The organism is Janthinobacterium sp. JF4, assembly GCF_059617925.1.
The window spans coordinates 1-23,559 of record NZ_JCAQAV010000030.1 but is presented as its reverse complement, the minus strand read 5'-3'; the positions used below and the strand labels follow the sequence as shown (position 1 = coordinate 23,559).

15 protein-coding genes and 1 tRNA gene are annotated in these 23,559 nt (G+C 64.1%); 9 read left to right on the top strand and 7 right to left on the bottom strand.

Annotation, left to right across the window (positions count from 1 at the left end):
• Window position 1 precedes the first annotated feature (1 nt).
• Window positions 2-418 carry a hypothetical protein gene (locus AC54AF_RS19620; protein WP_496637869.1) on the bottom strand — a complete coding sequence of 139 codons (417 nt, stop codon included), beginning with the start codon at window positions 416-418 and terminating at the stop codon, window positions 2-4.
• A gap of 24 nt (window positions 419-442) precedes the next feature.
• Entirely contained in the window at window positions 443-865 is a 423-nt protein-coding gene (locus AC54AF_RS19615; RefSeq protein ID WP_131688577.1) for a hypothetical protein, read from the bottom strand.
• 160 nt (window positions 866-1,025) lie between these two features.
• Here AC54AF_RS19615 and AC54AF_RS19610 point away from each other — a divergent pair, with 160 nt between their 5' ends.
• A complete protein-coding gene (locus AC54AF_RS19610; protein WP_070219154.1) occupies window positions 1,026-1,769 on the top strand; it encodes a helix-turn-helix domain-containing protein in 744 nt (247 codons plus the stop codon).
• 22 nt (window positions 1,770-1,791) lie between these two features.
• Here AC54AF_RS19610 and AC54AF_RS19605 read toward each other — a convergent pair whose 3' ends face one another.
• From AC54AF_RS19605 to AC54AF_RS19595, 3 genes are read right to left on the bottom strand one after another with little or no spacing between them, the layout of a single operon-like run.
• Window positions 1,792-3,246 carry a DUF3999 family protein gene (locus AC54AF_RS19605; RefSeq protein WP_496637868.1) on the bottom strand — a complete coding sequence of 485 codons (1,455 nt, stop codon included), beginning with the start codon at window positions 3,244-3,246 and terminating at the stop codon, window positions 1,792-1,794.
• A complete protein-coding gene (locus tag AC54AF_RS19600) occupies window positions 3,243-4,436 on the bottom strand; it encodes a DUF2339 domain-containing protein (protein ID WP_496637867.1) in 1,194 nt (397 codons plus the stop codon). The genes AC54AF_RS19605 and AC54AF_RS19600 overlap by 4 nt, the downstream gene beginning before the upstream one ends.
• Window positions 4,382-6,388, bottom strand: coding sequence for a DUF2339 domain-containing protein (locus AC54AF_RS19595; protein WP_496637866.1), 2,007 nt, complete (start codon window positions 6,386-6,388; stop codon window positions 4,382-4,384). Before AC54AF_RS19595 ends, AC54AF_RS19600 begins: the two co-directional genes overlap by 55 nt.
• 232 nt (window positions 6,389-6,620) lie before the next feature.
• Here AC54AF_RS19595 and AC54AF_RS19590 point away from each other — a divergent pair, with 232 nt between their 5' ends.
• Complete coding sequence (locus AC54AF_RS19590) at window positions 6,621-8,507, top strand: MFS transporter (RefSeq protein ID WP_496637865.1); 1,887 nt, start codon at window positions 6,621-6,623, stop codon at window positions 8,505-8,507.
• 3 nt (window positions 8,508-8,510) lie between these two features.
• Here the strand turns inward: AC54AF_RS19590 and AC54AF_RS19585 are convergent, their stop codons facing one another.
• A complete protein-coding gene (locus tag AC54AF_RS19585; RefSeq protein ID WP_496637864.1) occupies window positions 8,511-10,061 on the bottom strand; it encodes an ATP-binding protein in 1,551 nt (516 codons plus the stop codon).
• Window positions 10,062-10,068: 7 nt separating this feature from the next.
• Window positions 10,069-11,580 (bottom strand): ATPase domain-containing protein, encoded by a 1,512-nt coding sequence (locus AC54AF_RS19580; protein WP_496637863.1) that lies wholly within the window; start codon window positions 11,578-11,580, stop codon window positions 10,069-10,071.
• A 422-nt stretch (window positions 11,581-12,002) separates the two neighbouring features.
• Here AC54AF_RS19580 and AC54AF_RS19575 point away from each other — a divergent pair, with 422 nt between their 5' ends.
• The 7 genes from AC54AF_RS19575 to AC54AF_RS19545 form a co-directional block, all read left to right on the top strand.
• Entirely contained in the window at window positions 12,003-13,211 is a 1,209-nt protein-coding gene (locus AC54AF_RS19575) for an efflux RND transporter periplasmic adaptor subunit (protein WP_496637862.1), read from the top strand.
• 15 nt (window positions 13,212-13,226) lie between these two features.
• Entirely contained in the window at window positions 13,227-16,391 is a 3,165-nt protein-coding gene (locus AC54AF_RS19570) for an efflux RND transporter permease subunit (protein WP_496637861.1), read from the top strand.
• A 1-nt stretch (window position 16,392) separates the two neighbouring features.
• Window positions 16,393-17,841 (top strand): AdeC/AdeK/OprM family multidrug efflux complex outer membrane factor, encoded by a 1,449-nt coding sequence (adeC, locus tag AC54AF_RS19565; protein WP_496637860.1) that lies wholly within the window; start codon window positions 16,393-16,395, stop codon window positions 17,839-17,841.
• Between the two features lie 62 nt (window positions 17,842-17,903).
• Window positions 17,904-18,518 carry a TetR/AcrR family transcriptional regulator gene (locus AC54AF_RS19560; protein WP_496637859.1) on the top strand — a complete coding sequence of 205 codons (615 nt, stop codon included), beginning with the start codon at window positions 17,904-17,906 and terminating at the stop codon, window positions 18,516-18,518.
• 102 nt (window positions 18,519-18,620) lie between these two features.
• Window positions 18,621-18,697: transfer RNA gene (locus AC54AF_RS19555), tRNA-Pro, on the top strand.
• A 230-nt stretch (window positions 18,698-18,927) separates the two neighbouring features.
• Window positions 18,928-20,940, top strand: a complete 2,013-nt coding sequence (locus AC54AF_RS19550; RefSeq protein WP_496637858.1) for a S9 family peptidase — start codon at window positions 18,928-18,930, stop codon at window positions 20,938-20,940.
• Window positions 20,941-21,566: 626 nt separating this feature from the next.
• Window positions 21,567-23,559: beta strand repeat-containing protein (locus AC54AF_RS19545; RefSeq protein WP_496637857.1), on the top strand; the 1,993-nt coding region annotated here is incomplete at its 3' end.

Sequence of the window (23,559 nt, the reverse complement as noted above, 5' to 3'; positions counted from 1 at the left end):
TTCACGCTTTCGAATGGTGGAGGATGGCCTGGCCGGCCGCATTCGGCACATAGGCGATGGCCTTGCCCGACAGTACCAGCATGTGGCCCGTCGAGACGGCCACCACGTCGACAGCCGTGCCGGCCGCCAGCGACAGGCCTTGCGTGGCCTTCTGGCTCAGCTTGACGGAGGCCGTGGCCGCCTGCGAGGCCCCCTTCGCCACGCTCTTCAGCACGAGGACGCTGCCGTCGGCCACGTCTTCCACCTTGTCGATGACGATGTCACCGGCGGCGGCCAGCGCCGACATGGAGCCGACCAGCACGATGGCCGAGGCCATGCTGGCGTTGTCGGAGGCGTTGGTCGTGTCGGAGTTGGCGGCCTGGGCCAGCGGCGCCATGGTGGCGGCGCACAGCAGGGCGGTGGCGAGCAACTGTTTCATGGGATGTCCGTTCTTCATTGGTGGTTACACTTTGGAGTGGTGCAGCAGCGCCTTGCCCAGTTCGTTCGGGATGAAGGCGATGGCCTTGCCGGACATGACCAGCATGTGGCCGGTGGACAGCGCCACCACATTGACCACGGTGCCGGCCGCCAGCGACAGGCCCTTGGCCGCTTGTCCACTCATCTGGATGGATGCGCCGCCCGCCTCGGAAGCGCCCTTGAGCACGATGACGATGCCTTCGCCCACCGTTTCCACGCTGGCGACCACCACCTGGCCGGAGGCGACCAGCATCGACATGGAGCCTGCGACGACGACGGCGGAGCCCTGGCTGAGGTTTTGCGAGCCTTTCGACAGGTTCTCGGAGGCGGCGGCATGGACCAGGCCGGGAGCGGCCACGCAGAGCGTCAACAGCGACAGGGACAGGCAGAGGGGCAGCAGGCGTTTCATGTGTTTCTCCTTCAAGTGTGCCAAGTGGCAACGTCATCATTGTAGACTGTGGGCAATTGGTCAATGAAAACGCTACTCGTAGCGGGCAGGCATACCGCAGGTAGCGTATTGCGCTACTTTTTTGCCGCTGGAACCGATGCTATTTATATAAAGGAAGTGCATGCCGCAAACCCACGCCTTGATCGAAGCCTTGAAACGCCTGTTGAAAGCGCGTTCCGTCACGTATGCCGAGCTGGCCCAGCGCATCGGCGTGTCCGAAGCCAGCGTCAAGCGGATGTTTTCGCAGAAGCAATTTACGCTGCAGCGCCTGGATCAGATCCTGGTGGCCATCGGCAGCGATTTCCAGCAGCTGGCGCTGGCCGTGCAGTCCGCCCAAGCCGCGCCCACCCTGATCACGGGACTGACGTATGCGCAGGAAAAGGAAATCATCGAGGACACGCGGCTGTTCGTGGTTGCCGTGTCCGCTCTGAACCTGCTGCCGCTGGAACAGATCGTCGCCATCTACGACATCAGCGAAGCGCAAGCCGTGAAATATCTGCTGCGCCTCGACAAGATCGGTTTTCTGGAACTGCTGCCGAACAACCGGGTCAAACTGCTGGTGGCGCGCACGTTTGCGTGGATACCGAATGGCCCGATTCATACCTATTTCAAGAAGGAAGCCTATGGCGACTACCTGAATTCGCAATTCGATGGCGAAACGGAATTGCTGCGCCTGGTGAACGTGATGTTGTCGAAAAAATCCACGGCAGCCTTGCTGGAGCGCCTGAAGCAAGTGGCGGTGGAATTCTCGCAGCAGCACCAGGAAGACGCGCGCCTGCCTGGCGACGAGCGCCTGGCCATCAGCTTCATGCTGGCGGCACGGCCGTGGATGCCGCAGACGTTCAAGGCGTTGCTGCGGCAGTAGCGGTGGCGATGTCGGGGCCAGGCTAGTGCTCCTGCTTGTCGGCACTGCCTTGTTCCTCTTTCATCTGCGATAGCAAACGCCAGGCAAAAAAGCCCAGCACGGCCACGCCCAGCAAGAGCGCGGCCCACAGCGCGGCCAGGCGCAAGCCTGCGCCGTCCGGTGTCTTCTCGATGGGGGCGTCGCTGGTCAGCGCCACCACCCTGGCCGCCGTGGCGACAGGCAGCGCCAGCAATTCCTCCTGCGTGAAGCCGGGCGCGACCTGCGACAGCGGCAGCGCTGCCGGCGTTGCGCCATTCCTGCCGAAGACCAGTTGATATGGCCCCTTGCCGCTGGCCAGGAATACCAGGCTGGCCGGTGTCCAGCCCAGGCGCAAGACGGAGTTGAGGTTCGGGTTCGTGCCGCTGTGATATTGCGGTCGCAGCACCCATTGCGCCGTTTGCACGACGGGCATGGCCAGGTCGCCGGAGACGCGTTCCCTACCATCCATGCTGATACGATAGAACGTCGTGTTGAGCAGTGGTTCAAAGTAGGCCGCTTGCGTGCTGCGCGCTTGCGGGCGCAGGCGCAGGCGCTGGCGCGGCGCCTCGCTTGCCGGGTGATACACGCCCAGGGTAACGGGCATGGATGTGTTGCCCTCAGCTAACTGCAAGCCGATGCTGTCGGCGGGAATGGCGATCGGCGTGGCATACAGGCGCTCGTCGACGTTCTTGCCCGCCGTCCCTTTCAAGGCGATGGTGGTGCGCGGCGCGGCAACGGCCGTGACGCTGACCTGCTGCGCGGCGATGCCTGCGAAAGTGATGGGATCGCCGTACTGCCAGCTCAGGCGCGCATAGCGGAAGGCGCGCGGCGCGAATTCGATGCGGTCGTTGGCCAGGGTTTGCGTGTCGCTGTTGCGCAGCCAGTGCAGGGTAGTGGTGGCGATGGCGTCCCACTGCTTCAAGTCGTCGCTCACTTCCAGCAGCACTTGCGCATTGTAGTTGTCGGTTCCAGGCGGCAAGGTAAAACGCAAGGCGTCGATGCGGCTGTCCTTGGCGGGCGGACCCGCGTCGAGGATCAGCCCCTGCAAGCCCGGCGTTGCATCGTGCGCACTGCCGCCACGCGCCGTCACGGACAACAGGCGGCCGTCATCGCCGGTGCGGATATCCACGTTGTCCAGTTCGTAGTAGCCGATGTCTCTGCCGGTGACGGGAAAGATGCGCATGGCAAGCGTGTCGCGCTGCGTGCGCGATCGGGTGGCCGGGGCCGTCAGGGCGAAGGCCAATGGCTTGCCCGTTGCGTCAAACAGGCGCACGTCGGCCAGGCTGGCCGAGCGCGCATGCAGGTACACGTCGGTGGGGACGCTTATGCGGCTCAGGCCGGCACCGGGCTGCGGCGTTAACGCGATGCTCCAGCGATAGTCCTGTGGCCTGTCCTGGCCAGGCGCCGCCAGCGCGGCGCCTGCCATCAACATCATGCCGAACATGAGTGCGGTTTTCATGCTGCTCCTTGTTGCGGTTCGGCCGGCGCTGGCGCGGCAGCCTTGGGAAACGGCGCCAGGTAGCCGATCAAGACCATCAGCAAGCCGGCGCCGACAAAGGAGACGATGCGTTCGATGCCGCCCACGTTCGACAAGTCGATGGCGAACAGCTTCAGGACGACCAGCCCCAGCAGCACGGCGCCCATGCTCCATTGCTGGCGCCGTTGATGGCGCGCCGCGTGGCGCATCAGCAGCAGGGCCGTGATGCTCCACACCAGCGACAGCATCGCTTGCACGAATTGCGAGGCCATCATGTCCTCCACCGTATAAGGCACGCCCATGTAGTTCGACACCGTGCGCAGCAGCATCAGGTTGAACCAGCCATACACGCAGCAGGCGGCCACGACGGGCAAGCGCGCCTGCCACAGGGCCGGCAGCGGCAACTGGCCCGCCGGCAGCAAGCGGTAGCTGGCAATGGCCAGCAGGACGGCAAAGCCGGTGCTCAAGTCCAGCGGATTGAGCAGCGGCAAGTAGGGCAGCGGCGCCATGGCGCCATCGTCGAGGAGATTCCAGGCGGCAATCAGCAGCAGCGACCATAGCGCGCCCAGCGGTATCAGGGTGTGCCGGTACCACGCGGCAATCGGCGCCACCGGCCAGGCATCCGCGCGGCAGCGGCGGATCAGCCAGGCCAGTGCCAGCATCATGGCCCAGGCCGGCAAGTAGCGGGCCCAGGCGGGGCTGACGCTGTCTTCATGCTGTGCCAGCCAGGCGTTGACATGCATGGCGCCCACGGGCCACAGCATCAGCCATGGCGCGGCCGTGCGCAGCGTATGCAGCAGGCGCAGCGCGCGCACGTCGGGTTGCCAGCCCGCTTGCGGCCAGGCACGCAGCAGGTATTCGCCGGCAGCCAGCGTGCCGGCCAGGGCCAGCCAGCTCAAGCCCGTCGGCAGGTAGTCGCGCAGATACAGCGCCAGCAGCATGTTGGCGCTCCACAAGCCCAGACCGAGCCAGGTGGCCACGGTGAACCAGCGCAGCTGCGGCCAATCGAGGCGCCGCGCCAGGAGGGCGAACGCGGGCGTCGTGACGCACACGGCGATCAGGTACAGGGCCAGCCAGTGCTCGCCCGCGTGCGGCTGCATGGCGAGGTCGCCGTCGGTCAGGCGCAGCAGCCAGCTCGTGAAGGGCACGAGGATGGCGGCAAACCACAGCAAGCCGCTCCAGACCAGCAGGGGCCGTGCGACCAGGGCCAGCAGCGCATCGCCGCCGCGCGCGCGCGCAGCGCCAGGAAACGGGCGCTGGCAAAGGCGGCGGCACCCAGCAGCAGCGCGCTGAGGAAGGAACCGTCGAACAGGCTGGCCGGGTGCTGGTCCCAGGCCCAGCTGGCGCGGCTGAGCATGACCATGCCGGCCAGCACCTGCACGGCCAGCAGCAGCGCGCGCGGCGCATGCCATTGTTCGCGCCGCGCCAGCGCCGCCAGCAGGGCTGCCACTGCCAGCGCGCTGACAGTCAGCAGGTTCAGTTGCGTGGCGGCATCTGTGCGCAGCAGGATTTCGCTCCAGAGACCACCCAGCAGCCAGGCCGTGGCGGCCGTCAGGAAGAGCACGGACAGGCTGCGCATGAACTCCGGATGCAAGTGGCTGCCGTGGCGGCGGAAATTGTAGGCCATCACCAGCGCGGCGGCGGCCAGCAGCGCGCAGCCGAGCCAGATGTTGGCGTGCAGGGCAGTTGCCGTATCGAGTTCCTGCATGGCGACGAGGAAGGCGATCCAGGCGGCCGCCTGCACCAGCAGGCCGAAAGCCCAGGCCAGGGTCTGGCGCTGGCGCAAGCCGACCCAGACGATGCCCGCGCCTTCCAGCGCCCAGGCGGCCGACGTCCAGCGGCCATCGAGGGCGAACGGGATGGCCAGCGTGCCGAAGACGATGCCCAGGGCGAGGAAGGCTTCGGCCAGCATTTTGAAACCGTCCCTGCGCCAGAGAGCCACGGCCAGTCCCGTGTAGCCCAGGCCGGCAATCAGCGCGGAAAACGCCAGGCCAAAGTGAAAGTGCTGGACCAGGCCATATTGCAAGCCCATGGCCGCCAGCGGCGTGCCGAAGACGAGGGTGCCGTCCACGTAATGCTTGAGGCGCGGCGCCTGGCGCGCGCAGTAGGCAATCGCGATGCCGATATAGAACAGCACGAACAGGATCAGGAACAGCTGCGTTGAAAGGTAATGCTCGGGCGTGTAGCGCAGCAGGCCCCAGGTGGTGGCGACGACAAAGGTGAAGCCAAAGCTCAGCACATTCAGCACGCGCCAGGCGCGCTGCAGGGCGATGGCGAAGACGCCCGCATTGAGCAGCGCGTAATAGCTGAACAGGCCGATATGGTTGCCGCTGCCTGTCGACACGAGCAGGGGCACGGCAAAGCCGCCGACGATGCCGAAGACGGCCAGCCAGACGGCGTTTTGCAGCACGGCCAGCAAACACGTGAACGCCGTCAGCACGAACAGCACGGCAAACGCCAGACCGGCCGGAATCAGTTCATACAGGCGGAAAGCGCCAAACGTCACCAGCATCAATATCGCCAGCGCCGTGCCTTGCAGCGGCAAGCTGATGCCGGGGCGTTTGATGCGGATGCGCCAGGCCCAGGCCAGCAGGGCGATGTCGGCCAGCGCGATGGCGGCCAGGCGCAGTTCGATCGGCAGCGTGACCTGCGCCGACACATAGCTGAGCAGGAAGCTGACGCCGAGGAACAGGATCAGCAAGCCCAGCTTGGCAACCAGGTTGCCGGTGAATAGCCAGTTCTTCGCCTTGGCAACGAGGCCGTCCGGGCGCGCGATCCAGGAGGGTGTGCTGGAGACGGCAGGGGCTGGCCTGGCGGGAACCGGCGGGGCCGGTTGCGGCGGTACGGGTGCGGCTGGCGCGGACACTGCTGCCGGCGCGGCTGGCGGCGCGGCTGCGGGCGTCGGCACTGCCACTGGCGCCACGTTCGCGGGCATGGCGGGCTCGGCAACAGGCGCTTCGGCCTGGCCCTCCAGCGCGCGCAGGCGCTGTCCGATGCTGTCCACTTCCTTGCGCAGGCGCGCCGTCAGCAACTCCAGATCCGCGACCTTTCGGCGGTGCTGCAGCACCAGCACGAAGGCGGTGACCAGCAAGGCCAGGATGGTCAATGTCGTCAATCCAAACATGGGGCAGCTTTCCGGGAGGGCGGGCAGGGGCGCCAGCGGTATGCGCACATTACCTTATTATCAAGAAACAGGCGATTTCTGTCGTGCCGGGGACGGCATCGGGAAGACCTGGCCAGCATGGCGCGTCGCGGCGCTTTCGGTATTGATACCAAGCAAGATGACGACATTCAGATTGTCGTGCGCAAGATAGTGCTGTATTTTAGCAATTCCTTAATTGCCAGTTCCCCATGCCATGAGTCAAAGCAGCCAGTTTTCCCTATTGTCGCAGCGCCGTTTCGGGCCCTTCTTCTGGACCCAGTTCTTTGGCGCCTTCAACGACAATCTGTTCAAGACGGCCCTGATGGTGATCCTCGCCTACGATGCGCTGAGCTGGACCACGCTCGATCCGTCCACCATCACCAACCTGATTCCCGGCCTGTTCATCCTGCCCTACGTCGTGTTTTCGGCCACGGCGGGCCAGCTGGCCGACAAGTTTGAAAAGGCGGGCCTGGCGCGTTTCGTCAAATGGATGGAGCTGGCCATCATGGCGATCGCTGCCGCCGGCTGGATGACGCATACCCTGTGGCTGCTGGTGGCCGCCGTGGTGGGCATGGGCGTGCATTCGACCCTGTTCGGCCCCGTCAAGTATGCGTATCTGCCGCAGCAGCTGAAACCCGAGGAATTGGTCGGCGGCAATGGCCTGATCGAGATGGGCACGTTTGTCGGCATCTTATTGGGTGAAATCCTCGGCGCCGTCTTGATCGTGCATAAGCCGCTGGGCGTGGAACTGGTGGCCGGCGCGACGATTGCCGTGGCGCTGTTCGGCCTGATTGCCAGCTACCGCGTGCCGCGCACGCCCGCGCCCGAGCCGGACTTGAAAGTGAGCCTGAATTTTGTCGCCGAATCGTTCCGCAACCTGAATTTCTCGCGCAAGAACCGTCCCGTCTTCCTGGCCATGCTGGGCAACTCCTGGTTCTGGTTTTATGGCGCCCTGATCCTGGCGCAGTTCCCCGTGTACTCGAAGGATTTCCTGCATGGCGACCACAGCGTGTTCGTGCTGCTGCTGACTGTGTTTTCCGTCGGCATCGGCACGGGCTCGCTGCTGTGCGAGCGTTTGTCGGGCCACAAGATCGAAATCGGCCTGGTGCCGTTCGGCTCCATTGGCCTGTCGCTGTTCGGCATCGACCTGTATTTCGCCAGCAATGCGTATGCGAATACGCAAGTGGTCGATGCGCTGGCCTTTGTGGGCCAGGCGGGCGTGCCGCGCATCTTGCTCGACATCGTCATGATCGGCGTGTTCGGCGGCTTCTTCATCGTGCCCCTGTTCGCCCTGATCCAGACGCGCTGCGACCCGAAGCACATTTCGCGCACCATCGCCGGCATGAATATTTTGAACGCGCTGTTCATGGTGGCGGCGGCCGGCGTGGCCATCGTGCTGCTGGGACGAGGATTTACGATCCCGCAGTTGTTCCTCGTCACGGCCATCCTGAATGCGCTGGTGGCTGCCTACATCTTCTCGCTGGTGCCGGAATTCCTCATGCGCTTCCTCGCGTGGATCCTGATCCAGACCGTGCACCGCGTGAAAGTCGTCGATGGCGAGCGCATCCCGACGGAAGGCGCGGCGGTGCTGGTGTGCAACCACGTCAGCTATGTCGACGCCATCGTCATCATGGCGGCCAGCCCGCGCCCCATCCGTTTCGTCATGGACCACCGCATCTTCAAGATGCCGCTGATGGGCTGGATTTTCCGCACGGCGAAGGCCATCCCCATCGCGCCAGCCAAGGAAGACCCGTTCCTCATGGAAAAGGCCTTCATCGATATCGCGCAAGCGCTGCATGAAGGCGAACTGGTGTGCATTTTCCCCGAAGGCAAGCTGACGCGCACGGGCCAGATCAGCGAATTCAAGGGCGGCATCGCGAAGATCGTCGAGCGCAGCAAGGTGCCCGTGATTCCGCTGGCGCTGCGCGGCTTGTGGGGACATCTGTTGAGCCATCGCAACGGCCACTTGTTCGAGCGCGCCTTCAAGGCGGGCTTGCGCTCGCGCCTGTCGCTGGCCGTGGGCATACCCGTGGCGCCCGAGGCTGCCACGCCGGAACTGTTGCAGCAAAGGGTGCAGGAATTGCGCGGCAAGTGGAAGTAAGGGCTATTTTTCCCACGTAGCGGCCCCCGCCCGCTGCGCCAGGTGCTGTTCCAGCAGGGTGGCGATGGCGGTGAAATCCACCGGTTTCGTCAGGTGATGGTCGAAACCGGCTTGCTCCGTGCGCGAGCGGGCCTCGCCCTGGCCCCAGCCCGTCAGGGCGATCAGCAGCACCGCGCGTCCCTGCGCGCGCTGGCGTATCCGGCGTGCCGCTTCATAGCCATCCATGTCCGGCATCCCCAGGTCCATCACGACCAGTTGCGGCCACGCCATATCCACGGCCGCCAGGGCCTGCGCGCCGCCATACGCGACCCTGGCGGCATAGCCTTCCAGCTGGAACAAGGCTTGCAGAGAATCGGCCGCATCGCGGTTGTCATCGACCACCAGCACTTGCACCGGCTGGCCCGCGCCGGTGGGCGCATCACCGCTGGCGGCGGCCGACGTGGCCGGGGTGGCTATTTGGGCGTCGCCGGCGCAGGCCGGCAAGGTGACGATGAAGCGGCTGCCACGCCCGGGACCGTCGCTGTACGCGTCGATGCTGCCGCCATGCATCTCGGCAAACTGGCGCGCCAGGCTCAAGCCGATGCCCAGGCCGCTGGCCATCTGGCCGGCCACCGTGGGCCCCTGTTCGAACATGGAAAAGATGCGCGCGATGGCGTCCGGTTCGATGCCGATGCCATTGTCTTCGACCGTCACCTGCAGCTGCCCCTGCGCCTGGCGCGCCGTAATATGGATGTGCCCGCCGTCCGGCGTGAACTTCACGGCATTCGAAACGATATTGGCAAAGATCTGCACCACCCTGGCATAGTCGGCGTGCAATGTTACGGCATGCGGCGGCAACGCCTGCGTGATGCTGATGTGCCGGCTGTCGGCAGCGGGCTGGCACAGTTCGATCACATGCTCGAGCACTTGCTGTAATTCAATATTCTTGCGCTGCAGCAGTATTTTTCCGCTGGAGATGCGCGCCACGTTGAGCAAATCATCCACCAGCCGCGTCAGATGCGTAACCTGGCGCTCGATCACGCCGCTCACTTTGCCGACCTGCTCCGATGCCGGATACAGGTGCTTGAGCAAGGCCACCGAAGTCTTGATGGGCGCCAGCGGGTTGCGCAGTTCATGCCCGAGGCTGGCAAGGAACTCGTCCTTGCGCCGCTGCGTCTCGCGCACCTGGTACTGGCGCTGGCGCGCGCGCAGCATGGCGTGGGCCGAGGTGATCAGGGTCAATATGCGCACGGGGCGTTCCAGCAGGGTCAGGTTGCCCAGGGTGGCGACGGCTTGCCGCAAAGGCAGCGAATCGAGTCCCGCGTGCGTCAGCAGGATGATGGGCAAATCGGACCAGTCCGGTTGTTGGCGGGCGTAGGCGTCGAGCACGGAGTAGACGCCTGCATGCAGGGCCTCGTCCACCGTCAGCACGCCGCCGGCGCCCAGCGCCAGCTGCTCGGCCAGCTCGTCTGCGGAGCGGCAGGCGTGGCTGGCGATGTTTGCGCTGGCGAACACCCTGGCGGCGAGGGTGGCGTCCTGGCCGCCAGGCGTGTAGATCAGGATGCGCTGCTCCATGGCACTCCTAAGGGAATGGCGTGCCGCCGATGGTGGGCAAGCCCGACAGGATGCCGTGAAAGCCGGCCAGGGCGGGGCCGATGCGGATGCCCTGGGAGCTGATCTCGAAGCGGCGGATGCTGCGCTCGTGTGCGCTGCCGCGCTTCTTGAAGACGGAAATGGCTTGCCGCACCTCGCCTTCCGTTTCGTAATAGCGCAGCATGATGACGCTGTCGGCCAGGTAGCTGGCGTCGGCCGCGGTCGTCATCGACGTGCCCAGCATGTTTTGCTGTACGCCGACGAGCAGGGTGGCCACGCCGCGCTGGCTCAGGTAATTGAGCAGTTCGTGCAGATAGGTGCTCTGGAAGCGCTCGTCGGGCACGGCGTGCATGTAGCCGTTCAGGCTATCGATGACGATGACCCGGGCGCCCCGTTCCGCCGCGTCGACCACGGCCTGGGCGAATTCTCCCGGCGTCAGCTCGGCCGGATCGATTTGCTGCACGCTCAACAGGCCTGAGTCGAGTGCCGCCTGCAGGCGCATGCCCACGTTGTCGGCCCGGTTCAGCAGCTTGCTGCGCGCTTCCTCGAACAGGAACATGGCGCACGGTTCGCCGCGTGCCGTGGCCGCGTGCACGAATTGCGCCGCCAGGGTGGATTTGCCGCTGCCGGCGGGGCCGGAAATGAGCGTGCTCATGCCTTCTTCCAGACCACCCCCTATCATGGTGTCGAGTTCGGGCACGGCGCTCGACAGGCGCCGATGGTCGCCGTCGCGGCGCGTGTCGGCCGCCACCAGGCGCGGAAAGACGATCAGGCCGTCATGGGCGATCTTGTAGTCATGCGTGCCGCTGCGAAACGGCACGCCCCGGTATTTCACCACCCGCACGCGGCGCCGGTCATTGCCGTAGGCCTGGTTTTGCAGCTCCAGTGAAATGACGCAGTGGGCCACGCTACGCACTTGCAAGCCGTCGTCCAGCGCGGAACGGTCATCGATCAGCAGGGTGGTGCAGTGCCGGCTGGCCAGGTATTGTTTCAACGCCACGACCTGGCGCCGGTAGCGCAGGGGGTTTTCCGCCAGCAGTTGCAGTTCGGACAGCGAGTCGAGCACGAGGCGGGCAGGGCGGTGCTTTTCGATGGCGGCAAGGATGCGCTGGTTGGTCGAGGCCAGTTCGATTTCCGACGGGTGGAAGAGACTGTACTGGCGCTCGGGGTCGAGCATGTCGTCGCTGGGCGCCACCTCTTCGATGGCGATGCCGGCCAGGTCCCAGCCGTGCGACAGGGCGGCGCAGCGCAGCTCGGTCTCGGATTCCGCCAGCGCGATATACAGCACGGGCACGCCGCTGCGCGCGCCTTCGGCCAGAAATTGCAGTGCCAGCGTAGTCTTGCCCGTGCCGGGGACGCCTTCGACCAGGTACAGGCGCTCGGCCAGCATGCCGCCGGTGAGTATGGTGTCGAGGCCGGCGACGCCGGTCGACAGCAGTGGTGGCCTGTCCGGGCCACTTGCGCCATCTTGCTGTTTTATGTTTCGCGCCTGTGCTGTCATCGTTGCGCCCCCGCTTTGCCACGCTGTGGACAATATACTAGCGCGTCCGCCGCAGCATGTCTTTTCGATACCATTGGTAAATATTCACGGCGGCCGGGTGTTGGCGCGCGGACAGTGTTGCGTACGCGATCACGGCTTCAGCAAAAAACGCATTACCCTGCTACAGTAATCACTCAATCCAACTTTCCGCATTGCCGTTTTGCCATCGCCCGCCAGCTTTCTGTTCGAATTGGCTGGCGTGCCGACGCTGTCGCTGTCTTCATTTTATTGCTTCATTGATAATTCAACTCGCTTGATAGTTACTATGTTTCAATTGTAACGATGCTTGACGATTTTAGAATGATCGTTCATTCTTTGATCTGCGTTAATAAATTTAGTCATTTCTAACGACACTAGCCAGCTTCTTTTTCAGAAAGTCCAAGATGCAACCAACCTTTTCCCTGACGTCGCCGCGTACGAGCGGCGCTATTGCCGTTCTGTGCGCCACTGTAATCATGGCCGGCTGCAGTAAAAAACAGGAAGCACCTCATGCGCAGCAAGCGCCACAGGTGGTCGTGTTTACTGTTAATCCGGCCGCGTTGCCGATGAGTGCCGAATTGCCCGGCCGCACGAATGCCTACCAGGTCGCCGATGTGCGCCCGCAAGTCGGTGGCTTGATCCAGAAGCGCCTGTTCGTCGAGGGTAGCGATGTGAAAGCGGGCACGGCCCTGTATCAGATCGACTCCGCCACCTACCAGGCTGCCGCCAATTCGGCCAAGGCCGCCCTGTCGAAAGCCAAGGCCAACCTGCTGACGGCTGGCCCGAAAGCGTCGCGCTACAAGGAACTGGTCGCCATCGAAGGCGTGAGCCGCCAGGAATACGATGACGCCATCGCTGCGTTCGAGCAAGCCAAGGCCGATGTCGAATCGGCCACCGCGGCGCTGGAATCGGCGAATATCAACCTGAGATACAGCACCGTGACGGCGCCGATCAGCGGCCGCACCAGCCGTTCGAGCGTGACGGCCGGCGCGCTGGTCACGGCGGGCCAGGCGGAAGCCTTGACGACCGTGCAGCAACTCGATCCGATCTATGTCGACGTGACCCAGTCGAGCACGGATTTGCTGCGCCTGAAGCGCCAGATGGCCGACGGCTCGCTGAAAAAAGTCGGCGAAGGCCAGGCCAAGGTCGATCTGATCTTGCCGGACGGCAGCAAGTACGGCGAATCGGGCAAGCTGCAGTTTTCTGGCGTGACGGTCGATCCCACCACCGGCAACGTGGTCTTGCGCGCGCTGTTCCCGAACCCGAAAGGCGAATTGCTGCCTGGCATGTATGTACGTGCCCAGCTGGAAACGGGCGTCGATGAAAAAGCCATCACCGTGCCGCAAGTGGGCGTGACGCGCAACCAGAAGGGCCAGGCCACCGCCCTGATCCTGAACAAGGAAAACAAGGTCGAGCAACGCGTGCTGACCACCAGTGGCACCGTCGGCACTGACTGGCTGGTGACGTCCGGCCTGGCCGCAGGTGATCGCGTGATCGTGGAAGGCTTGCAAAAAGTCAAGCCAGGCGCACCAGCCGTTGCCGTGCCAGCCAAGGCTGCCGCCGCGTCTGCCGCTGCCGCCTCTGCCGCAGCATCGGCTGCCAGCGCCCACTAATTCAGGAGAATATTAATGGCCCGTTTTTTCATTGACCGCCCGATTTTTGCCTGGGTGGTCGCGATCGTCATCATGCTTGCCGGCGTGATTTCGATCCTCAGCCTGCCGATCGCGCAGTACCCGAGCATTGCTCCGCCGTCGATTTCGATCAGCGGCTCCTATCCTGGCGCCTCCGCCAAGACCGTGGAAGACGCCGTCACCCAGGTCATCGAACAAAAGATGAAGGGTATCGACGGCTTGCGCTACATGGCCTCGTCGAGCGATGCCACCGGCGGCATCAGCATTACGCTGACGTTTACCAGCGGCACCAATCCCGACATCGCCCAGGTGCAGGTACAGAACAAGCTGCAGCTGGCCACGCCACTGCTGCCGACGGCTGTCACGCAACAGGGTCTCGTTGTGTCGAAAGCGACGAAGAACTTCCTGATGGTGTTCGGCTTCATTTCCGAGAACGGCAAGATGGACCAGACCGACTTGAGCGACTATGTCGCCGCCAACGTCGTCGATCCGCTCAGCCGTGTTGCCGGCGTGGGCGATGTGACGCTGTTCGGTTCGCAGTACGCCATGCGCATCTGGCTCAATCCGGCCAAGCTGCAAAGCTTCAACCTGACCCCGGCGGACGTGATCACGGCCGTGCAGGCGCAGAATGCGGAAGTGTCGGCCGGTGAGCTGGGCGGCACGCCGTCCATCAAGGGCCAGCAGCTGAACGCTACCGTGTCGGCGCAAAGCCGTCTGCAAACGGTCGAACAGTTCGGCGCCATCTTGCTGAAAACCACCACCGACGGCGCCATGGTGCACCTGAAGGACGTGGCCACCATGGAACTGGGTCGCGAGAATTACAACACCGTGGCCCGCTACAACGGCCATGCGGCAACGGGCGTGGCGATCAAGCTGGCGACGGGCGCCAACGCGCTCGACACGGCCAACGCGGCGAAAGCCATGCTGGGCAACCTGAGCAAGCAATTCCCTGAAGGCATGAGCTACCAGGTGGCGTTCGACACGACCCCGTTCGTGAAACTGTCCATCGAAGAAGTGGTCAAGACCCTGGTCGAAGCGGTCATCCTGGTATTCCTGGTGATGTATCTGTTCCTGCAGAACTTCCGCGCCACCCTGATCCCGACCATGGCCGTGCCGGTCGTGCTGCTCGGTACCTTCGGCATCCTGAATGCGTTCGGCTATTCGATCAACACCTTGACCATGTTCGCCATGGTGCTGGCCATCGGCCTGCTGGTCGATGATGCCATCGTGGTGGTGGAAAACGTCGAGCGCGTGATGAGCGAAGAGGGCTTGTCGCCGCTGGAAGCGACGCGCAAGTCCATGACGCAGATCACGGGCGCGCTGGTCGGTATCGCCATGGTGCTGTCGGCCGTGTTCGTGCCGATGGCCTTCTTCGGCGGCTCGACGGGCGTGATTTACCGCCAGTTCTCGATCACGATTGTCTCGTCGATGGTGCTGTCCGTCATCGTCGCGCTGGTGTTTACGCCAGCCTTGTGCGCCACCTTGCTGAAACCGGTCGAGAAGGGCCATCACGCGACGAACAAGGGTTTCTTTGGCTGGTTCAACCGCAGCTTCGATAGCAGCAGCAACAAGTACCAGGGCCTGGTTGGCGCCATGATCCGCCACCGCGCCCGCTCGATGCTGCTGTACGTGCTGTTGCTCGCTGGCCTGGTGTTCATTTTCATGCGCCTGCCGACCTCCTTCTTGCCGGAAGAAGACCAGGGCATCCTGTTTACGCAGATTCAATTGCCGACGGGCGCCACGCAAGAGCGCACCCTGAAAGTGATCGAGCAGGTGGAAGACCACTTCATGAACAGCGAGAAAGACAACGTCGCTTCCGTGTTTGCCGTCGCCGGTTTCAGCTTCGGCGGTAACGGTCAGAATACGGGTATTGCCTTCGTGCGCCTGAAAGACTGGTCGCTGCGCAAGGACGTGGCGCAAAAAGCGCCGGCAGTAGCCGGCCGCGCCATGGGCAAGTTGTTGCAGATCAAGGATGCGATGGTGTTTACGTTTGCCCCGCCTGCCGTGCTGGAACTGGGTAACGCCACCGGTTTCGACATGCAGCTGCAGGATATCGGCGGTGTCGGCCACGACGCCCTGATGGCGGCGCGTAACCAGCTGCTGGGCATGGCGTCGCAGAATCCGGCCATGGTCGGCGTGCGCCCGAACGGCCAGGAAGATACGCCGCAGTACAAGATCGACATCGACCAGCAGAAAGCCACCGCGCTGGGCTTGCAGATATCGGAAATCAACCGCGTGCTGAGCGTGGGCTGGGGTAGTTCGTATGTCAACGACTTCCTCGACCGTGGCCGCGTGAAGAAAGTGTTCATCCAGGGTGACGCCAGTTCGCGCATGCTGCCGGAAGACTTGAACAAGTGGTTCGTGCGCAATGCCGCCGGCCAGATGGTGCCGTTCTCGGCCTTTGCCACCGGCAAGTGGATTTACGCGTCGCCACGCCTGGAACGCTACAACGGCTTGCCGTCGGTCGAGATCCTCGGTACGCCGGCGCCGGGCCAGAGCACGGGCGCCGCCATGAACGCGATGGAAGAGATGGTGGCCAAGCTGCCACCTGGCATCGGCATGAGCTGGACCGGCGTGTCGCTGGAAGAGCGCGAATCCGGTTCGCAGACGCCGCAGCTGTACGCGCTGTCCCTGCTGATCGTGTTCCTGTGCCTGGCCGCGCTGTATGAAAGCTGGTCGATTCCGTTCTCCGTGCTGCTGGTGGTACCGCTGGGCGTGATCGGCGCCGTGCTCGGTACGTGGATGTTCGGCCTGTCGAACGACGTGTACTTCCAGGTGGGCTTGCTCACGGTGGTGGGCTTGTCGGCGAAGAACGCGATTCTGATCGTCGAGTTTGCCAAGGAAATGCAGGAATCGGGCATGTCGCTGCTGGACGCGACCTTGCATGCGGTGCGTCTGCGTCTGCGTCCGATTCTGATGACCTCGATTGCTTTCGGCCTGGGCGTGTTGCCACTGGCTATTTCCAGCGGCGCCGGTTCCGGCAGCCAGAACGCTATCGGTATCGGCGTGCTGGGCGGCATGTTGACGGCCACCTTCCTCGGTATCTTCTTCGTGCCGGTGTTCTTCGTGCTGGTGCGCGGCTTCTTCTCGAAGCAGGACGCGCCCGCCACGCCGGCGACGCCTGGCTCGCCAGCCGTCACGCTTTCTAAGGATGCGCATTAATATGAAAAAAACGCTACTCTCCATGGCGGCACTGGCCTTGCTGGCCGGTTGCAGCCTGGCTCCCACGTACGAGCGTCCGGCAGCGCCGGCGCCCACGGCGTGGCCGACCGGTCCTTCCTACAAGGCCGACACGGCCGCCGCCGACGCCAAGCCGGTGGCGGACGTCGCCTGGCGCGCGTTCTTTGCCGATGCGCGCCTGCGCCAGGTACTGGAACTGGCGCTGGCCAACAACCGCGACCTGCGCGTCTCGATCCTGAACATCGAGAAGGCGCGCGCCACGTACGGTATCGAACGCGCCGCGCTGATCCCGACCCTGTCCGCTTCCGGCGGCCAGTCGGCCAGCCGCGTGCCGAAGAACGCCAGCGCCAACGGCGAAGCGTCCATCAACCGCCAGTACACGGCGAACCTGGGCGTGTCGGCGTACGAGCTGGACCTCTTCGGCCGCGTGCGCAGCCTGTCCGACAGCGCGCTGGAGCAATACCTGGGCACGGAAGAAGCGCGCCGTGCACAGCAGATCAGCCTGGTGGCCGAAGTGGCCAGCACTTATCTGAACCTGGTGGCCGACCAGCAGCGCCTGCGCGTGGCGCAAGACACTCTGAAGAGCCAGCAGTCGTCGTATGACCTGGCGGTGCGCCGCTTCAGTGCCGGTGCTACTTCCGGCCTGGACAAGTACGATGCCCAGACCAGCGTCGAGTCGGCCCGTTCCGACGTGGCTGTCTATACGAGCCAGGTGGCGCTGGATCAAAACGCGCTGGTCTTGCTGGTGGGCGGCCCCGTGCCGGCCGACCTGCTGCCGCAAGGCGAGTTTGGCGCCGTGACGGCGCTGGCGGACATTCCGTCCGGCCTGCCGTCGGACGTGCTGCAACGCCGTCCCGACGTGCTGGCGGCCGAGCGCACCTTGCGCGCTGCCAACGCCAACATCGGCGCGGCGCGCGCGGCCTTCTTCCCGCGCATTTCGCTGACGGCCACGGCCGGTTCGCTGAGCGACAACCTGTCGGGTCTGTTCAAGGCGGGCAGCGGCACGTGGAGCTTCCTGCCGCAGATCAGCTTGCCGATCTTCGATGGCGGCGTGAACCGCGCCAACCTCGATATCGCCAAGGTGCAGCGTGAAATCTCCGTGGCGCAATACGAAAAGGCGATCCAGGTCGCCTTCCGCGAAGTGTCCGATGCACTGGCCCAGCGCGGCACCATCGACGAGCGCCTGCAATCGCAGGTCTCGCTGGTCGAGGCGTCGACGAAGAGCTATGCCATCCACGACGCGCGCTACAAGCAGGGCGCCGAGTCCTACCTGAACGCCCTGGTGGCCCAGCGCGCGCTGTACACGGCGCAGCAAAGCCTGATCACGGCGCGCCTGGCCAAATCGACCAACCTGGTGACCTTGTACAAGGTACTGGGCGGCGGTTGGCAGCCTGAGCAGACAGCCGTCGCGGCGGCTGGCGGCGTCCAATAATCACGGGGACGCCGACGCCGGCCTTGCCCGCAGGGGCAGGGCCGGCGCGCTACTGGAAAATCATGAACCAAGTTGAAAAGAAGCATCCGGATCCCGAGCGCGCCAACACGCGGCGCAAGCAGGTGCTCGATGCGGCCGAAAGCTGTTTCAGCCGCCGCGGCTTCCACGGCGCCAGCATGGCCGAGATATCCAAGGCGGCCGGCATGAGCGCGGGCCACATCTATAATTATTTTGACAGCAAGGATGCGATCATCGCCGCCTTCGTCATGCAGAATACGGAGCGGGTCTCGAACCTGATGCAAGACCTGGCGCAGCGCGAAGACCCGCTGCAGGCCGTGATCGATAATGCGGGCGAGCATGTGCTGGAAAGCCTGGACCCGAAAACGTGGGTTATGCCGCTGGAAATTTTCGCCGAGGCCTCGCGCAATCCGGCCATCGCCGAAATGCTGCGCTGCGCGGACGTGCGTTCGCGCAAACAGCTACTCGCCATCATCCGCGACGCGCGCATCAAGCGCGGCTTGCCGGCCGGTGAGGAGATGCTGGAAGGGCGCCTGAACGCCATGATCGCCATGTATCAGGGTTTGCCCGTGCGGGTGGTGCACAATCCCGACGTCAAGGTCGAACCGCTGATCGCCGGTTTCCGCATCGTCCTGACGGCGCTGCTGCTGAGCGAATAGGGCGCCCGGCGGAGGCCTGCAAAAAAGTTTGCGCAGTTCGATATGAATCATGCGCAAAGCATGGCAAAAACCTAAAAGTGTCTGCTATAATTCTCACCTCGTCGGGGCGTAGCGCAGCCTGGTAGCGTACATGCATGGGGTGCATGGGGTCGGAAGTTCGAATCTTCTCGCCCCGACCATTAGATTCAAGGACTTAGGCCACTCTTCGGAGTGGCCTTTTTCTTTTTGCGCGACGTTGCCATGACGGCATGCATTATCCGCTCTACCTTTCATTCCCCGTTTCCCCCATCCTGTCCCCCGATTTCCGTCCCCTGTCGCGTCGTCAACCTGGCAATACCGCTTTGGCCTATGATTGGCTGGCACATGTATGTGTGATGTTTTCCCTTCATTCATCAACCATGAGGTGTCCATGATTCGCTATGTCCTGCCTGTCCTGTTGTTCGCCAGCGCAATGCCGGCGCACGCCCAAGCCCCTGTCAAGGAAGCGCCGCTGATCGAGCGGGCCAAGCTGTTCGGCAATCCCAGCAAGGCCGGTGGCAAGCTCAGTCCCGACGGGCAATGGCTGTCGTGGATCGCGCCGCGCGATGGCGTGCTCAATGTGTGGGTGGCGCCGGCCACCGACCTGGCGCAGGCGCGCCCGCTGACGGAAGAAAAGGTGCGGCCCATCCGCGGCAGCTTCTGGTCGCCCGATTCCAAGACCCTGCTGTTCATCCAGGACAAGGGCGGCGATGAAAACTTCCTGCTGTACGGCGTGAACGTGGCGAGCGGCAAGCAGATCAACTACACGCCGTTCGAGAAAACGCGCGTGCGGATCGTCCAGATCAGCAGCAAGGTGAAGGACCGCATCCTCGTCGGCATCAATAACCGCGATGCGCGCTGGCATGACGTGTACAGCCTGGACCTGGCCAGCGGCAAGCTGACGCTGGTGCTGCAGAACGATGGCTATGGCGGCTATGTCGCCGATGAACTGCTCCACTTGCGTATCGCCAGCAAGGCGCGCGCCGATGGCGGCATGACGTATTTCCGCCTGGCCGATGGCAAGGTCGACAGCATGCCGCTGGCCGAAGTGGGCCTGGAAGATGCGCAGACCACGTCGCCGCTGGCGTTTACGGTCGATGGCAAGACCTTGTACTGGACCGATTCGCGCGGCCGCAATACCTCGGCGCTGCTGGCGCAGGACGTGGCCAGCGGCAAGACCACGCTGGTGGCGCAGGACCCGCGCACCGATATCGCCGATGCGCTGTACGACACGCGCACGGGCCGGGTGCAAGCCTATACGGTCAATTTTCTGCAGCAGGAATATCTGCCGCTGACGGACGACCTGAAAGCCGACCTGGCCTTCCTGAAAAAAAATATCCGCGGCCAGTTCACGGTGACGTCGCGCACGGATGCCGACGATAAATGGCTGGTGGCCGTCGATGCCGTCACGGCGCCGCCATCGAACTGGCTGTATGAACGCAAGAGCAAAAAGCTGACGCGTTTATATGTTACCCGGCCCGAACTGGAAGGCGCGCCGCTGCTGCCCATGTATCCGCAGCAAATCAAGGCGCGCGACGGCCTGACCCTGGTGTCCTATCTGACCCTGCCGCAGGCATCGAAGGCAAACGCCGGCGGCACGCCGTCGCAGGCGGTGCCGATGGTGCTGCTGGTGCACGGCGGTCCGTGGGCGCGCGATACGTATGGCTACAATGGCTATCACCAGTGGCTGGCCAACCGCGGCTACGCCGTGCTGTCGGTGAACTTCCGCGGCTCGACGGGCTTCGGCAAGCAATTCATCTCGGCCGGCGACCTGCAGTGGGGCCGCAAGATGCATGACGACTTGCTCGACGCCGTGCAGTGGGCGGTGAAGAGCGGCGTGACCACGGCCGACAAGGTGGCCATCATGGGCGGCTCGTATGGCGGCTACGCCACCCTGGCCGGCATGGCGTTCACGCCGACCACGTTTGCCTGCGGCGTCGACATCGTCGGCCCGTCGAACCTGTTTACCTTGCTGCAAACCATCCCGCCGTACTGGGAAGCGGGCAAGCAGCAGTTCTACAAGCGCATGGGCGACCCGACCACGGAAGAGGGCAAGGCGCTGCTGAGGGAACGTTCGCCGCTGAACTTTGCGCAGAATATCCAGCGCCCGCTGCTGATCGGCCAGGGCGCCAACGACCCGCGCGTGAATGTGGCGGAATCGGACCAGATCGTGGCGGCCATGGCGGCGAAGAACATCCCCGTCACGTATGTGCTGTTTCCTGACGAAGGCCATGGCTTTGCCCGGCCCGTGAACAACATCGCCTTCAATGCGGTGACGGAGAACTTCCTGGGACTATGCCTGGCTGGCCGCGCCGAGCCGATCGGCGCCACCCTGAAGGCGTCCACCGCACAGGTCAAGCATGGCGCCGAGTTTGCGCCGGGCTTGCTGGAGGCGCTGCAGTAAAGCTGCCCGCATGCGCCGCCCGCTATCAGGAAATGCTGCGCGGGCGGCTTGCAAGATGCTAGCTTGCGGCGTGGCGTGCGTACAACTGATAGTCGGGCTCATCACGCCAGTTCGATGCGGCCGCTGCCAACGTGGCGGCAGGTACGTGCCGCCGAAGCTTTGCCATGCCATGCCGGTTTTCTGCTCAGGATGCCGCTTGTGCTGAACGAGAGAGCGGGCGGCAAGCTGCATGTTTCCTATGCAAAACGTTAGGCCGCCACGCCAGCATGGCTCACGGCGGATTGGTCGTTGCAGGCGTCAACACGACGGTCTTTTTTCAATTCAGTTGCTAAATAAATACACTTTTTAGACAATAGTTGATTTTCGTTAAATATTCCCCTGTTTGAAAATATTCAACAATTGCTTTCTTTGTAATGCGTAGTAGCATTGATTGACGTAAAGCAAGCTTTAATCATGCTGGGGAGCCATCTTCAGCCTTGTGGATGGTAGTTGTGAGCGGTGTGCAGGTTGGCCATGACCGCTATCCATACAAGGCCCAGCGCCAAGATAAATGTATCGAGGGAAGACGAATGTTTCTAAATTTCACGAAATTTGGATGGCTGCCTGCGCCTGTCTGCGGCGTCGATGTGTCCATAGCCTGCGCGGATAGTGCGCCGACCGGAGGGATCTGGCGCTCGCCCTGGCTGATGCGGCTGGTGGCGGCCTCGCTGTTTGCCTTGCTTTCCCTGTTTTCCCTTCAGGCCTCCGCCGTCAGCGCCTGCCCGAGTCCGCGCAATATCAGCGTGGTGGCGGGACAGGAGTATTACGAGGATTATTCCAATTCGGCTTGCTCGCCCTTCGGCTTGACGGGTACCCTGGTGGCGCCGCTGCATGGCACGCTCGAGGATTCGAACCAGACGAATGCCGTGCGCTACCGGAACACGAATCTCAGCGCGACCTCGGATACCTTTACCGTCAAGGATGATGTGGCGCAACCCATCGTGTACAACGTCACGATTACGTCCGCCATCACGCTGTCGCCGGCCAGCGTGCCGAATGCGACGGTGGCCCAGGCTTACTCGGCGACGGCCTTGACGGCGACGGGTGGCGCGGCGCCATATACGTACGCGGTCACCGCCGGCGCCTTGCCTGCGGGCATGAGCTTGAGCGGTGCCGGCTCGCTGTCGGGTACGCCGACGGCGGGCGGTACTTTCAACTTCACCGTGCGTGCCACCGACTCGCTGGCCGCCAATGGCACGCGCGCCTATACGCTGACGGTCAGCGCGCCCACCATCACCATCGCGCCGCCGACCCTGCCGGCAATGACAGTTGGTCTTGCCTACAGCCAGGGCATTACTGCAGCGAACGGTACGGCGTCGTATACCTATGCCGTCACTGCCGGCAGCCTGCCCGCAGGTTTGAGTCTGGCGGCGAACGGCAGCATGTCCGGCACGCCCACGGCGGCGGGGCCATACAACTTCACCGTCACGGCCACCGACAGCAGCACAGGCAGCGGCCCGTACACAGGTTCGCGCGCCTATTCCGTCACGGTGGCGGCCGGTGCGCCCGTGGCCGGCGCCGTCAACGTCACGGTGGCGTATGGCAGCAGCGCCAATCCGATCACCCTGAACCTGAGCGGCGGCGCGGCAACGTCGGTGGCGGTGGCGTCCGCCGCCAGCCACGGCACGGCGACGGCCAGCGGCACCAGCATCACGTACACGCCGACGGCAGGTTACGGCGGACCGGACAGCTTTACCTACACGGCCAGCAACGGCGTCGGCACGTCGGCGCCGGCCACCGTGACGGTCACGGTCAGCGGACCCACCATCACGATTGCGCCGAGCACCGTGCCTGCGGCAAGCGTCGGGACGGCTTACAGCCAGAGCGTGACGGCGGCGAACGGCGCCGCGCCATACACGTACGCGATCAGTGCCGGCGCCTTGCCCGCAGGCCTGAGTCTGTCCAGCGGCGGTGTGCTGTCGGGCACGCCGACGGCGGGCGGCGTCTTCAACTTCACGGTGCGCGCCACGGACAGTTCCACGGGCAGCGGCCCGTATGCCGGCGCGCGCGCCTACTCGCTGACGGTGTCTGCACCAACGCTCACGGTAGCGCCATCGGTCTTGCCGGCGATGACAACCGGTGTCGCCTACAGCCAGGGCATCACCGCCGCGAATGGCACGGCGCCCTATACCTATGCCGTGACTGCCGGCAGTCTGCCTGCGGGCCTGAGCCTGGCGGCGGACGGCAGCTTGTCCGGCACGCCCACGGCGGCGGGGCCATACAACTTCACCGTCACGGCCACCGACAGCAGCACAGGCAGCGGCCCGTACACAGGTTCGCGCGCCTATTCCGTCACGGTGGCGGTGGCGCCCCCAGTGGCCGGCGCCGTCAGCGCGACAGTGGCGTATGGCAGCAGCGCCAATCCGGTCACTCTGAACCTGAGCGGCGGCGCGGCGACGTCGGTGGCCGTGGCATCGGCACCTGTGCACGGCACGGCGACGGCCAGCGGCACCAGCATCACTTACACGCCGGCGGCAGGTTATTCCGGGCCAGACAGTTTTACCTATACGGCCAGCAACGCCGGCGGCACGTCGGCGGCGGCCACGGTGACGATCAATGTGACGCCCGGTGTGCCCATTG